Source organism: Burkholderia mycopellens, assembly GCF_964265025.1.
Classification (GTDB): Bacteria; Pseudomonadota; Gammaproteobacteria; order Burkholderiales; family Burkholderiaceae; genus Burkholderia.
The window spans coordinates 1974141-1987469 of sequence record NZ_OZ183802.1; the positions used below are offsets into that span (position 1 = coordinate 1974141).

At 67.3% G+C, this 13329-nt stretch carries 11 protein-coding genes; all 11 read left to right on the top strand.

Annotation, left to right across the window (positions count from 1 at the left end):
* Positions 1 to 40 precede the first annotated feature (40 nt).
* Complete coding sequence (cysT, locus tag ACPTTC_RS09185) at positions 41 to 949, top strand: sulfate ABC transporter permease subunit CysT (protein ID WP_423392257.1); 909 nt, start codon at positions 41 to 43, stop codon at positions 947 to 949.
* The gene (gene cysW / locus ACPTTC_RS09190) at positions 946 to 1896 is read left to right on the top strand and encodes a sulfate ABC transporter permease subunit CysW (RefSeq protein ID WP_423392258.1); all 951 of its coding nucleotides are present in this window, start codon (positions 946 to 948) and stop codon (positions 1894 to 1896) included. Before cysT ends, cysW begins: the two co-directional genes overlap by 4 nt.
* A gap of 13 nt (positions 1897 to 1909) precedes the next feature.
* Positions 1910 to 2968 (top strand): sulfate/molybdate ABC transporter ATP-binding protein, encoded by a 1059-nt coding sequence (locus ACPTTC_RS09195; RefSeq protein WP_175970070.1) that lies wholly within the window; start codon positions 1910 to 1912, stop codon positions 2966 to 2968.
* A 75-nt stretch (positions 2969 to 3043) separates the two neighbouring features.
* Positions 3044 to 3970 carry a CysB family HTH-type transcriptional regulator gene (locus ACPTTC_RS09200; RefSeq protein ID WP_175955462.1) on the top strand — a complete coding sequence of 309 codons (927 nt, stop codon included), beginning with the start codon at positions 3044 to 3046 and terminating at the stop codon, positions 3968 to 3970.
* A gap of 502 nt (positions 3971 to 4472) precedes the next feature.
* Positions 4473 to 4859: a DUF805 domain-containing protein gene (locus ACPTTC_RS09205; protein ID WP_226200658.1), complete on the top strand. Its 387-nt coding sequence runs from the start codon at positions 4473 to 4475 to the stop codon at positions 4857 to 4859.
* Positions 4860 to 5135: 276 nt separating this feature from the next.
* Positions 5136 to 6086: a sugar ABC transporter substrate-binding protein gene (locus tag ACPTTC_RS09210; protein ID WP_226200659.1), complete on the top strand. Its 951-nt coding sequence runs from the start codon at positions 5136 to 5138 to the stop codon at positions 6084 to 6086.
* Positions 6087 to 6232: 146 nt separating this feature from the next.
* The gene (locus ACPTTC_RS09215) at positions 6233 to 7846 is read left to right on the top strand and encodes a sugar ABC transporter ATP-binding protein (RefSeq protein WP_423392259.1); all 1614 of its coding nucleotides are present in this window, start codon (positions 6233 to 6235) and stop codon (positions 7844 to 7846) included.
* Positions 7843 to 8862 carry an ABC transporter permease gene (locus ACPTTC_RS09220; protein ID WP_175004679.1) on the top strand — a complete coding sequence of 340 codons (1020 nt, stop codon included), beginning with the start codon at positions 7843 to 7845 and terminating at the stop codon, positions 8860 to 8862. Before ACPTTC_RS09215 ends, ACPTTC_RS09220 begins: the two co-directional genes overlap by 4 nt.
* Before the next feature lie 35 nt (positions 8863 to 8897).
* Complete coding sequence (locus ACPTTC_RS09225) at positions 8898 to 9929, top strand: LacI family DNA-binding transcriptional regulator (protein ID WP_011351902.1); 1032 nt, start codon at positions 8898 to 8900, stop codon at positions 9927 to 9929.
* Positions 9926 to 10852: a ribokinase gene (gene rbsK / locus ACPTTC_RS09230; protein ID WP_423392260.1), complete on the top strand. Its 927-nt coding sequence runs from the start codon at positions 9926 to 9928 to the stop codon at positions 10850 to 10852. The genes ACPTTC_RS09225 and rbsK overlap by 4 nt, the downstream gene beginning before the upstream one ends.
* A 260-nt stretch (positions 10853 to 11112) precedes the next feature.
* Complete coding sequence (locus ACPTTC_RS09235; RefSeq protein WP_423393341.1) at positions 11113 to 12879, top strand: methyl-accepting chemotaxis protein; 1767 nt, start codon at positions 11113 to 11115, stop codon at positions 12877 to 12879.
* Positions 12880 to 13329: the final 450 nt, after the last annotated feature.

A 13329-nucleotide genomic window follows, 5' to 3' on the forward strand; every position in this document is an offset into this window, starting at 1 on the left:
GTCGGACCCATGAGCAGCATCGACACAGCAAGAGCATCCGATGACGACGTACACCTTTCGCAAGCCGAGCGCGCTGCCCGGTTTCGGCGTGACGCTAGGCATCACGGTGGCCTATTTGAGCCTCGTGGTGCTGATACCGCTCGCTGCCACGTTCCTGAAGACCGCGACGCTGTCGTGGGACCAGTTCGTCACCGCCGTCACGTCGCCGCGCGTGCTCGCGTCGTACCGGCTGACGTTCTCCTCCGCACTCGGCGGCGCGCTGATCAACGCCGTGTTCGGCTTTCTCGTCGCGTGGGTGCTCGTGCGCTACACGTTCCCGTTCAAGCGCCTCGTCGATGCGATCGTCGACCTGCCGTTCGCGCTGCCGACGTCGGTCGCCGGCATTTCGCTCGCGGCCGTTTACGCGACCAACGGCTGGGTCGGCCAGTATCTCGCGCCGCTCGGCATCAAGATCGCGTTCACGCCGGCCGGCGTGCTGGTCGCGCTGACCTTCATCGGGCTGCCGTTCGTCGTGCGCACGGTGCAGCCGGTGCTCGAGGATTTCGAGCGCGAGCAGGAAGAGGCCGCTGCGTGCCTCGGCGCGTCGCGCTGGCTGACGTTCCGCCGCGTCGTGCTGCCGGCCGTGCTGCCGGCGCTCCTCACCGGGTTCGCACTCGCGTTCGCGCGCGCGCTCGGGGAATACGGCTCGGTGATCTTCATCGCCGGCAACGTGCCGATGAAATCCGAGATCACGTCGCTGCTGATCATCACGAAGCTCGAGCAGTACGACTACGCGGGCGCGACCGCGCTCGCGGTCGTGATGCTCGTCGTGTCGTTCCTGATGCTGCTGCTGATCAACACGCTGCAGTGGTATCTGCAGCGCAGGACGAGCCGCGGCTCGTCCGGCAAGGGCGCAAGCGGCCCCGCGCCCGCCACCGTCACCGCCGTTGCGGCAGGAGGCCAGCAATGAGCCAGGAGGCCACCGTCGTGCTGAAAACCCCGTCGTCGGCCGCGCAAGGGCGCACCGCGAAGCGGCTCGACCCCGTCAGCGAGTCGCGCGTCGTGCGCTGGCTGCTCACGGGCATCGCGCTGGCGTTCCTCGCCTTCTTCCTCGTCGTGCCGCTCGCCGCGGTGTTCGTCGAGGCGCTGAGAAAGGGTGTCGGCTTCTATCTCGAATCGCTGGCCGACCCCGACGCGTGGTCGGCGATCAAGCTGACGCTGACCGTCGCCGCGATCGCCGTGCCGCTGAACCTCGTGTTCGGCGTGTGCGCATCGTGGGCGATCGCGAAATTCGAATTCCGCGGCAAGGCGCTGCTGACGACGCTGATCGACCTGCCGTTCTCGGTGTCGCCGGTGATCTCGGGTCTCGTGTACGTGCTGCTGTTCGGCGCGCAGGGCTGGCTCGGGCCATGGCTGCAGGATCACGACGTGCAGATCATCTTCGCGGTGCCGGGCATCGTGCTCGCGACGATCTTCGTCACGTTCCCGTTCGTGGCGCGCGAGCTGATTCCGCTGATGCAGGCACAAGGCACGGACGAGGAAGAAGCCGCGCGCGTGCTCGGTGCTTCCGGCTGGCAGATCTTCCGCCGCGTGACGCTGCCGAACGTGAGGTGGGGCCTGCTGTACGGCGTGATCCTGTGCAATGCGCGCGCGATGGGCGAGTTCGGCGCGGTATCGGTCGTGTCCGGCCACATCCGCGGCGTGACCGACACGATGCCGCTGCACGTCGAGATCCTGTACAACGAATACAACTTCGCGGCGGCGTTCGCGGTGGCGTCGGTGCTGGCGCTGCTCGCGCTCGTCACGCTCGCGCTGAAGCTGCTCGCCGAGCGCCATCTCGCCGCCGAACTGGCCGGCGCGCGCGACACCGTTCCCGCACATGCCGGCCCCGTCGCCGCCGTGTCGTCGAAATCGTAAAGAGGCAACCAGAATGGGTATCACCGTCCGTAACCTTCAGAAGCGCTTCGGCGATTTCACGGCGCTCGACAACGTATCGCTCGACTTCCCGCCCGGCGAACTGGTCGCGCTGCTGGGGCCGTCCGGCTGCGGCAAGACCACGCTGCTGCGCGTGATCGCGGGCCTCGAGCACGCGGATGCCGGCCAGGTCGTGTTGCAGGGGCTCGACGTCGCGTCGGTCGGCGCGCGCGACCGCCAGGTCGGTTTCGTGTTCCAGCATTACGCATTGTTCCGCCACATGACGGTGTTCGAGAACGTCGCGTTCGGGCTGCGCGTGAAGCCGCGCCGCGAGCGGCCGTCGGAAAGCGCGATTCGCGACAAGGTGCATGAGTTGCTGAAGCTCGTGCAGCTCGACTGGCTCGCGCAGCGCTATCCGTCCGAGCTGTCGGGCGGCCAGCGCCAGCGCATCGCGCTCGCTCGCGCACTCGCGGTCGAGCCGAAGGTGCTGCTGCTCGACGAGCCGTTCGGCGCGCTCGACGCGAAGGTCCGCAAGGAGTTGCGCGGCTGGCTGCGTCGCCTGCACGACGACCTGCACATCTCGACGATCTTCGTCACGCACGACCAGGAGGAGGCGCTGGAAGTCGCGGACCGCATCGTCGTGCTGAACCGCGGCCACGTCGAGCAGGTCGGCAGCCCGCAGGACGTCTACGATCATCCGCAGAGCGCGTTCGTCTACGAGTTCCTCGGCGCGGCCAACCGGCTGCCGGGCACCGTCGCCGGGCGTGGCTTCGTCGCCGAGGGCGCGGCCGCGCCGATCGAGATCGATGCCGATTTCGCGGGCCCCGCGAATGCCTATGTGCGCCCGCACGACCTGCAGCTGTGGCCGATTGGCGAAGGGCACCGCGACGGCATCGCGGTGGACGTGCGCCGCGTGATTCCGCTCGGCGGGTCGGTGCGCGTGGAACTCGAGGCGCGTGCGGGCGGGGCGCTCGAGGCGGAACTCGATCGCGATGCGTGGCGTGCGCTGTCGCTGCAGGTCGGCGATGGTGCGACCGCCGTGCCGCGCGCCGTGAGGGTGTTTCCCGCGCGTTAACGCAAAAATGCAGGGCAGGGGGCGGAAATTGCTCCGATTCGACAATCAAACAACGACAGCCTAAGAGGCATACCCATGAATTTTCAGCAATTGCGGTTCGTGCGCGAAGCGGTGCGCCAGAACATGAACCTGACGGAAGTCGCGAACGTGCTGTACACGTCGCAGTCGGGCGTGTCGAAGCAGATCAAGGATCTCGAGGATGAGCTGGGCGTCGACATCTTCATCCGGCGCGGCAAGCGGCTGACGGGGCTCACGGAGCCCGGCAAGGCCGTGCACCAGCTGATCGAGCGGATGCTGCTCGACGCCGAGAACCTGCGCCGCGTCGCGCGCCAGTTCGCGGATCAGGACAGCGGCCACCTCGTCGTCGCGACGACACACACGCAGGCGCGTTACGCGCTGCCGAAGGTGATCCGGCAGTTCACCGACGTGTTCCCGAAAGTGCATCTCGCGCTGCGCCAGGGCAGCCCGCAGCAGATCGCGCAGATGATCCTGAACGGCGAGGCCGATCTCGGCATCTCGACCGAGGCGCTCGACCGCTATCCGGACATCGTCACGTTCCCGTGCTATTCGTGGCACCACACGGTCGTCGTGCCGAAGGGCCATCCGCTCGTCGGCCGCGAGAACCTCACGCTCGAGGAAATCGCCGAGTATCCGATCATCACGTACGACCAGGACTTCACGGGCCGCTCGCACATCGACCAGGCGTTCACGGCGGCGGGTGCCGTGCCCGACGTCGTGCTGACCGCGATCGACGCGGACGTGATCAAGACCTATGTCGAACTCGGGATGGGGATCGGCGTCGTCGCGGCGATGGCCTACGATCCGCAGCGTGACACGGGGCTCGTCGCGCTCGATACGCAGCACCTGTTCGAGGCGAGCACGACACGGGTCGGGCTGCGCAAGGGCGCGTTCCTGCGCGCGTATGCGTACCGGCTGATCGAGATGTTCGCGCCGCACCTGAACGAAGCGGAAATCGCGGGGATGTTGCGCGAAGCCGTTTGACGGCAGCGCGTCGTGCGCCATCCACGCTATCACCGCTGATGGCGCGACGTACCTGCGCGGGTTGTCATGTATCGGGCGGCGGCAGGCGATCTGCCGCCGCCTTGGTTTTTCGACTCACGGAATCATCGATCGCCAGCGCGGTTTCCCGTCCAATTCTTCGCCGCACCCGGCGAACGACATGTATTCGCTTGCCGGCACAACGGCAAGAACAAGCAGGCGCGATTGAACGCCTCGTTTCGGCGGCGGCCGTCATCCATACCGGACGATCCGTATCGCTGCAGATATGATTCAATGCATGTGAATGCCGGCTGACGCAGGTTCGCGTGGCCCCGCGTCACGTTCCGGATGCGCCGGTGGCGCAATGAGCAACGCCGGGGCGAAGCGCAAAAGGCGCATCCGGCAGGCCGTCCACCTTCACCAAACAATGCACGCGAATTGCCGGTCCCGGCACACTTGGAGACATATCGCGCAGTTCGCAACACGCGTGACGAAGAGGTGAACAATGAACCTGAAATGGTTTCTCTTTTCCTTCGAAGGCCGGATCGGGCGCCTGCCGTGGTGGATCTACGCGCTGGCTTCCACGGTGCTCGGCGCGATTTTCGATGCGGGTTCACGTGGCGCGCCGGAAGAGGATATGCCGCTGCTGGCGATGCTGGTGCTCGTCGTCATTGCGGTCGTCGCGGTGTGGTCGTCGATTGCGGTCGGCGTAAAACGGCTGCACGACATCGACAAGGCGGGATGGTGGATGCTGTTGCTGTTCGTGCCGATCGTCGGCGCGCTTGCGTTGTTCGTGATGAATGGCTTCATCGCCGGCACGCCGCATGCAAATCGCTTCGGCGAGCCGCCGTCAGCCGGCGAAGACGAGCCGGCGCCGCAGGACCCGGCGTGACACGGGCTCCGAATAAACCCTTAAATATTGATCAGACAGGTTGCGCGCCGGCACGAATCGGTACAGCATACCTTCACTCCGCCGGCGTCCCGCCGGCGGTGGCGTGTAATCGACAGCACGCGTCAGGCAGTCGGCCGTCTGCCTCGCTTCCATTTCGTGGTACCGACAGCAGCATCGATGGCCATTGCCCGGGTAGTGTGGCGCAAACGTTTGCTCGCATTAAAACAACAGTCAAACAATAGTCCGGCCCTCAGGGCCAGTCGCCAGGAGATGAGTATGAATGTCCGCTTTCGCCGTCGCTTCCTGACCGCCGCGCTTGCCGCCGTCGCGGTCGCTGCCGCACCGGCCGTCCACGCGCAGTCTACGGCCAAGCCGAAGGTCGCGCTCGTGATGAAGTCGCTCGCCAACGAGTTCTTCCTGACGATGGAAACGGGCGCGAAGGAATACCAGAAACACAACGCGAGCCAGTTCGACCTGATCACCAACGGCATCAAGGACGAGACCGACACGGCAAACCAGATCCGCATCGTCGAGCAGATGATCGTGTCGAAGGTCGACGCGATCGTGCTCGCGCCGGCTGATTCGAAGGCGCTCGTGCCGGTCGTGAAGAAGGCGGTCGACGCGGGCATCATCGTCGTGAACATCGACAACCGACTCGATCCCGATGTGCTGAAGTCGAAGAACCTGAACGTGCCGTTCGTCGGTCCGGACAACCGCAAGGGCGCGCGCAAGATCGGTGATTACCTCGCGAAGCGGCTGAAGGCGGGCGACCAGGTCGGCATCGTCGAAGGCGTGTCGACGACGACGAACGCGCAGCAGCGCACGGCCGGTTTCCAGGACGCGATGAAGGCGGGCGGGATGAAGGTCGTGTCGGTGCAATCCGGCGAATGGGAGATCGACAAGGGCAATGCGGTCGCTGCCGCGATGCTCAACGAATACCCGAACCTGAAGGCGCTGCTGTGCGGTAACGACAACATGGCGATCGGCGCCGTGTCGGCCGTGCGCGCGGCCGGCAAGCAGGGCAAGGTGCTCGTGGTCGGCTACGACAACATCAACGCGATCAAGCCGATGCTGAAGGACGGCCGCGTGCTCGCGACCGCCGATCAGTACGCAGCGAAGCAGGCCGTGTTCGGTATCGACACGGCGCTCAAGGCGATCGCGGAGCATCGCAAGCAGGCCGACTTGTCGGGCGTGGTCGAGACGCCGGTGGATCTCGTGACGAAGTGACGCGGCCCCCGATGCGGCCGCCGTCCTCAAGAATTCGGCGCGGCGGCCGTTATCCGGGGTGAGCGCGATCACGGCCACTGCATGCACATGCACTTGTGAGCGTCCCACCCGCGCGCCGCGTGCGCGCGGCCGCAACCAGGATCGCGATGGACCCGACTTTCCAACCCTCCCGCGCAGCCACTCCCGTGCTGTCCGTATCCGGCATCGGCAAGACCTATGCCGAACCCGTGCTTGCCGACGTCACGCTGACGCTCGAGCCGGGCCACGCGCTTGCGTTGACGGGTGAGAACGGCGCCGGCAAGAGCACGCTGTCGAAGATCATCGGCGGGCTCGTCGAGCCGACCGCCGGCACGATGCAACTCGGCGGCCAGCCTTATGCGCCGGCGAGCCGGTCGCAGGCCGAGGCGCTCGGCGTGCGCATGGTGATGCAGGAGTTGAACCTGCTGCCCACACTGACGGTCGCCGAGAACCTGTTCCTGAACCGCCTGCCGCGGCGTTTCGGGATCATCGATCGCGCGCGGTTGCGCGACGATGCGCGGGCCGCGATGGCGCAGGTCGGGCTCGACACGGTCGATCCCGATACGCCGGTGGGCGCGCTCGGCATCGGCCACCAGCAGATGGTCGAGATCGCGCGCAACCTGATCGGCGACTGCCGCGTGCTGATTCTCGACGAACCGACCGCGATGCTGACCGCGCGTGAAGTCGAGTTGTTGTTCGAACAGATCGACCGGCTGAAGGCGCGCGGCGTCGCGATCATCTACATCTCGCACCGGCTCGAGGAACTCGCGCGTGTCGCCGAGCGCGTCGCGGTGCTGCGCGATGGCCGGCTCGTGCATGCGGGCGACATGGCGGCGACGACGTCCGACGGGCTCGTCACGCTGATGGTCGGGCGCGAGATCGGCGAGCACATCGATCTCGGCGAGCGCCATATCGGCGCGCCGCGGCTCGTCGTGTCGGGCCTCACCCGCGGGGCGGCGGTGCGCGACGTGTCGCTCGAGGTGCGCGCGGGCGAGATCTTCGGCATCTCGGGGTTGATCGGCGCGGGGCGTACCGAACTGCTGCGGCTGATCTACGGCGCGGATGCGCCGGACGCGGGGACGATCGCGGTCGGCCAGCCGCCGAAGCCGACGCGGATCGCCTCGCCCGTCGAGGCGGTGAAGCACGGCATCGCGCTGATCACCGAGGATCGCAAGGGTGAGGGGCTGCTACTGACGCAGTCGATCACCGCGAACGTGTCGCTCGGCCAGCTCGACCGGCTCGCGCGCGGCGGGATCGTCGACGGCGCGCGCGAAACGGCGCTCGCCGAACAGCAGATCGACGCGCTACGGATCCGCACGCACGGCGCGACGCAGGTGGTCGGCGAGCTGTCGGGCGGCAACCAGCAGAAGGTCGTGATCGGACGCTGGCTCGCGCGCGACATGGGCGTGCTGCTGTTCGACGAGCCGACGCGCGGGATCGACGTCGGCGCAAAGTTCGAGATCTACACTTTGATGGGCGCGCTCGCGCGCGAAGGCCGCGCGCTTGTCGTCGTGTCGAGCGACTTGCGCGAGCTGATGCTGATCTGCGACCGGATCGGCGTGATGTCGGCCGGCCGCATGACCGCCGTGTTCGAGCGCGGCAACTGGACCCAGGATGCGCTGCTGGCGGCGGCGTTCGCCGGCTTCGGCCGCGACGCGCCGCCGGGCGGCGCGCAGCATCCGGACGCAGGGCAGGCGCCAGGCGCCGCCCCGGGTACTTCGACGACAGGACGACAGCAATGACCCAGCCTCCCGTAACCCCGACCGACGCAGGCGCGCAGCAGGACGTGACCGGGCGCCGCGCGCGCACGCTGTCCGGCACGCGGCTCGGCCTGTCGAACTACCTCGGGCTCGCCGGCGCGCTCGCCGCGATGATCGTGCTGTTTTCGACGCTGAGCTCGCATTTCCTGACCTACGATACGTTCAGCACGATCGCGAACCAGATTCCCGATCTCGTCGTCATGTCGGTCGGGATGACCTTCGTGCTGATCATCGCCGGGATCGACCTGTCGGTCGGCTCGGTGCTCGCGCTCGCCGCGTCGATGGTCAGCGTCGCCGCGCTGAAATGGCAGTGGGGGCCGCTGCCGGCCGCGCTGATCGGCATCGCGGTCGCGACCGTCACGGGCGCGCTGACGGGCGCGGTCACGGTCGGCTGGCGGATCCCGTCGTTCATCGTGTCGCTCGGTGTGCTGGAGGCCGCGCGCGGCCTTGCGTACCAGCTGACGAATTCGCGCACGGCCTACATCGGCGACGCGTTCGATTTCCTGTCGAACCCGATCGCGCTCGGCATTTCGCCGGCGTTCCTGATCGCGGTCGCGGTAATGATCGCGGCGCAGTTCGTACTGACGCGCACCGTGTTCGGACGCTATCTCGTCGGGATCGGCACGAACGAAGAAGCCGTCCGACTTGCAGGGGTTAACCCGAGGCCGTATAAAATCCTCGTATTCGCGTTGATGGGCGCGCTCGCAGGGCTTGCGTCGCTGTTCCAGATTTCGCGGCTCGAAGCGGCCGACCCGAATGCGGGCGTCGGCCTCGAACTGCAGGTGATCGCCGCCGTCGTGATTGGCGGCACGAGCCTGATGGGCGGGCGCGGCTCGGTGATCAGCACGTTCTTCGGCGTGTTGATCATCTCCGTGCTGGCCGCGGGGCTGGCGCAGATCGGCGCGAACGAGCCGACGAAACGGATCATCACCGGCGCGGTGATCGTGGTGGCGGTCGTGCTCGATACGTATCGCAGCCGGCGCACGCGCGTGCGGTAGAACGACAGACAGAACAGACCAGAGAGAAACGGGAAATGGCGACGATCAAGGATGTGGCAGCCATGGCGGGCGTGTCGTTTACGACCGTCTCGCACGTGGTGAACAATTCGAGGCCAGTGTCCGCGGACGTGCGTGCGAAGGTCGAGGGTGCAATCCGCGAGCTGAATTACGTGCCGTCGGCGGTGGCACGCTCGCTGAAGGCGCGTGCGACGGCGACCATCGGCCTCGTCGTGCCGAACAGCACGAATCCGTACTTCGCGGAGCTTGCGCGCGGCATCGAGGATCAGTGCGCGGCCAACGGCTATTGCGTGTTCTTCTGCAACTCGGATGACGATCCCGTGAAGCAGCGCAACTACCTGCGCGTGCTGCAGGAAAAGCGCATCGACGGGCTGATCGTTGCATCGGCGGGCGAAGACGCGGTGCTCGCGCAGACGCTCGCGGACATCCATGCGCCGCTCGTCGTCGTCGACCGCAACATCGAGGGGCTGGCGGCCGACCTCGTGCAGATCGACCACGAGCGCGGCGCATACCTGGCGACGCGCCATCTGCTCGAACTCGGGCACGCGAAGATCGGCTGCATCACGGGGCCGACCGACACGGCGGTCAGCGCGATGCGCGTGCACGGCTTCATCCGCGCGATGGCCGAACGCGGCGTCGACATCGTGCCGGGCGCGATCGCGGAAAGCGACTTTTCGTGCCTCGGCGGTTATCACGCCGCGTCGCGGCTGTTCGAATCGGTGCGGCCGAGCGCGATCTTTGCGGGCAACGACCTGATGGGCGTCGGCGCGCTGCGCGCGGCGGCCGAGCGCGGCATGCGCGTGCCCGACGACTGTTCGATCATCGGGTTCGACGACATCGAATTCTCCCGCTACACGTATCCGGCACTGTCGACGGTCGGCCAGTCGGTGCGCGCCCTCGGCGAAATGGCCGCGCAGACGCTGATCGAGCGGATCGGCGGCGGATCGACCGCCGTGCCGAGCCGCCGCCGCGTCGTGTCGCCGCGCCTCGTGCTGCGTGAATCGACGGCGATCTACCGCGAACCGCCGGCATCGGGCGGTCGCGCATGACCGCGCCCGCAGCAGGCGCCGGCCGCGTGACGGTGGTCGGCAGCCTCAACATGGATCTCGTCGTGCGCGCGCCGCGTTTGCCGCTGCCGGGCGAAACGCTCGCCGGCCATGCGTTCGCGCAGGCGGCGGGCGGCAAGGGCGGCAATCAGGCCGTCGCGGCCGCACGGCTCGGTGCGCGGGTCGCGATGATCGGCTGTGTCGGCGCGGATACGCACGGCGCGGCGTTGCGCGCGGGCCTCGAAGCCGAGGGAATCGACTGTGCGGGGCTCGCGACGAGCGCGTCGGCGTCGACCGGCGTTGCGCTGATCGTCGTCGACGATGCGAGCCAGAACGCGATCGTGATCGTCGCGGGCGGCAACGGCGAGGTCACGACCGAGACGATCGCACGGCACGAGGCCGCACTGGCGTCGGCCGATGTGCTGATCTGCCAGCTCGAGACGCCGCCGGACGCGGTGTTCGCGGCGCTGTCGGCCGGGCGTCGGCTCGGCCGCACGGTGGTGCTCAATCCGGCCCCGGCCGTCGCACCGCTGCCGGCCGGCTGGCTGCCGCTCGTGGATTACCTGATCCCGAACGAGGTCGAGGCGGGTGCGCTGACCGCGCTGCCGGTGCGGGACCCGGCGGAGGCGGAAGCCGCCGCGCGCGTGCTGCAGGCAGGCGGGGCACGCAACGTGCTGGTGACGCTGGGCGCGCGCGGCGTGCTTGCGCTGACGGCCGATGGCGCGGCGCGGCATTATCCGGCGCCGGCCGTGCAGGCCGTCGACACGACGGCGGCCGGCGATACCTTCATCGGCGGCTTTTCCGCACGGCTCGCGGCCGGCGCGGACGTCGACACCGCCATCCGCTTCGCGCAGCGCGCGGCGGCGCTGTCGGTCACACGAGCGGGCGCGCAACCGTCGATTCCCACGCTTGCCGAACTGGCCTGATAGGGCCGGATCACGCATCGCGGCCGGCCACGTATCCGCGACGCTCGCCGGCAGCCGGGAACCTCCCATTGCCTGGCTTGCAGCACATGTTGAAGTGCGCATTTTTCATTCAGCTATTTGTAATAAACGGACGAATAATTCGAAAAAATAGCGGAAACACCATCAAGTTGTGCGGCGCATGGTCGTAAATGCACCGAGCGAAGCAATGCTTCGAAGCGACGGGCCTGTCCCGTCCATCACGACGCAACACAGGAAGGATGATGGTGTTCAAAAACCTGACGATTCGTGCGCGCATCGGTTTCACGATGGCGTTTCTGGCGGTGCTCCTGGGGGTGATCGGTGGGCTCGGCGTGTACGGGATGACGCGCGCGAACGATACGACGCGCGAGATTTTCACGAACCAGATGCCGAGCGCGGTCGACGTTTCGGTGGCCGAGATCTACGCTGCGCGCGAACGCCTGGCGCTCGACCGCGCGGCGCTCCTGGCCGGCTCGCCGGACGCGGCGGCCGCCATCGAACGCAGCCGCGCGATGCGCGCGCAGTCCGATACGTGGTGGCAGAAGTACCTCGCGTTGCCGCGCGGGCCGGAGGAAGACCGGCTCGCCCAGGACGTCGCCGCAAAGCGGCAGGCACTGCAGCACGAGTGTGACGCGTTCGCGAGCGTGATCGGGGCGAATCAGGCCGACCGCATCGGCGAAGGCGCGAAGCAGCTCCAGGTGCGCTACAACGACCTCGCGATGGCGAGCGAGGCGCTGCGCAACTTCCAGTTCACCGATGCGCAAGCCGGCTTCGATCATGCGGAATCGGTGTACGACACGCTGCGCGTGCTGGCGATCGTCGCGTTGTTGGCCGGCTTTGGCGCCGCGGTCGTGTCGTGGCTGACGCTGAGCCGCGCGATCGGCCGCCCGATTGCCGACGCGCTCGCGCATTTCGACGCCATAGCCGCGGGCGACCTGCGCCGGCCGATCGTCGTGGACCGGCATGACGAGATGGGCCAGCTTCTCGAGGGCCTCGGCAAGATGCAGCGCGGGCTCGTCGACACGGTGCGCACCGTGCGCGGCGGCAGCGAGTCGATCGCGACCGCGGCGCGCCAGATTGCGGCCGGCAACATCGACCTGTCGTCGCGCACCGAGGAACAGGCCGCGGCGCTGCAGGAAACCGCGTCGAGCATGGAGCAGCTGACCGGCACCGTGAAACAGAACGCGGACAATGCACGCCAGGCGAGTTCGCTGGCCGCGAATGCGTCGGAGATTGCAAACAAGGGCAATACGGTGGTCCGCCAGGTGGTCGGCACGATGGGCGAGATCAATGACAGCTCGGCAAAGATCGCGGACATCATTGCCATCATCGAAGGAATCGCGTTCCAGACCAACATTCTTGCGCTGAATGCAGCAGTCGAAGCCGCGCGAGCCGGCGAGGAAGGCCGCGGTTTCGCGGTCGTCGCGGGCGAGGTGCGCAGTCTGGCCCAGCGTTCGTCGACCGCGGCCAAGGAGATAAAGGTGCTGATCGACGCATCGGTGGAGCGCATCCGGTCGGGTTCCACGCTGGTCGATGAAGCAGGGCGCACGATGAGCGACGTGATCGGTGCGGTGCAACGCGTGACCGACATCATGGGCGAGATCGCGGCGGCGTCCGAGGAACAGAGTGGCGGGATCGACCAGGTGGCGCGCGCGGTCGCGCAGATGGACGAGGTCACGCAGCAGAATGCGGCGCTCGTCGAGGAAGCCGCGGCCGCCGCGCAATCGCTCGACGAACAGGCCGGACGCCTGCGTGAAACGGCAGCGGTGTTCCAGCTCGACGACGACACGTCACGCTCCGGCGGCGCCGCCCCGGTTGCGGTGCGTCACGCGCCGCGTGCGCCCGCCGCAGCGGTTGCCGCGCCCGTCCAGGCTGCTGCGCGCGACGATCGCGATGCGCCGCCGAAACGCGCGGCCGCAGCGGCGCCGGTGCGCAAGCCCGTCGCTGCTTCTGCGGCGCCGGCACAGACGGCCGTTAGCGCTGGCTCGGACGACTGGGAAACCTTCTGATTCGCGCTTGCCGCGCATCTCTCCCCATTTGGTGACGAACGACGCCCGCGACATGCGGGCGTCGTCGTTTTCGCGGTTGAAAAATGTGACAGGCGACGCGCACGAATGACGATCGCGCATCGTCGCGCGCATCGCGTGACCTGCATCGACGGAAGTGTGCACCGGTGCACGTGACGTTCCCACGTCCGTCGTACGGGTATCTCCGTAAGGGCACTGCGAAAAAAATTTGTAACGGCACGCGCAACGTGTCGTCGAAAACGACCGCTCGAACGTATAGGGATGAAGGGGAGAAGTGACGACGCCGGATGTGTCCAACACACAAGACGTTCCGTCGTTCGACGAGATGCGCCGGATGCAGTTTCTGCGACTCGGGAGATCGATTGTAAAACGACGAAATGTGTTGTCCAAGCGGTGTTGTCGAGAATGACGAACTTCGTACGAAGAGTTCGT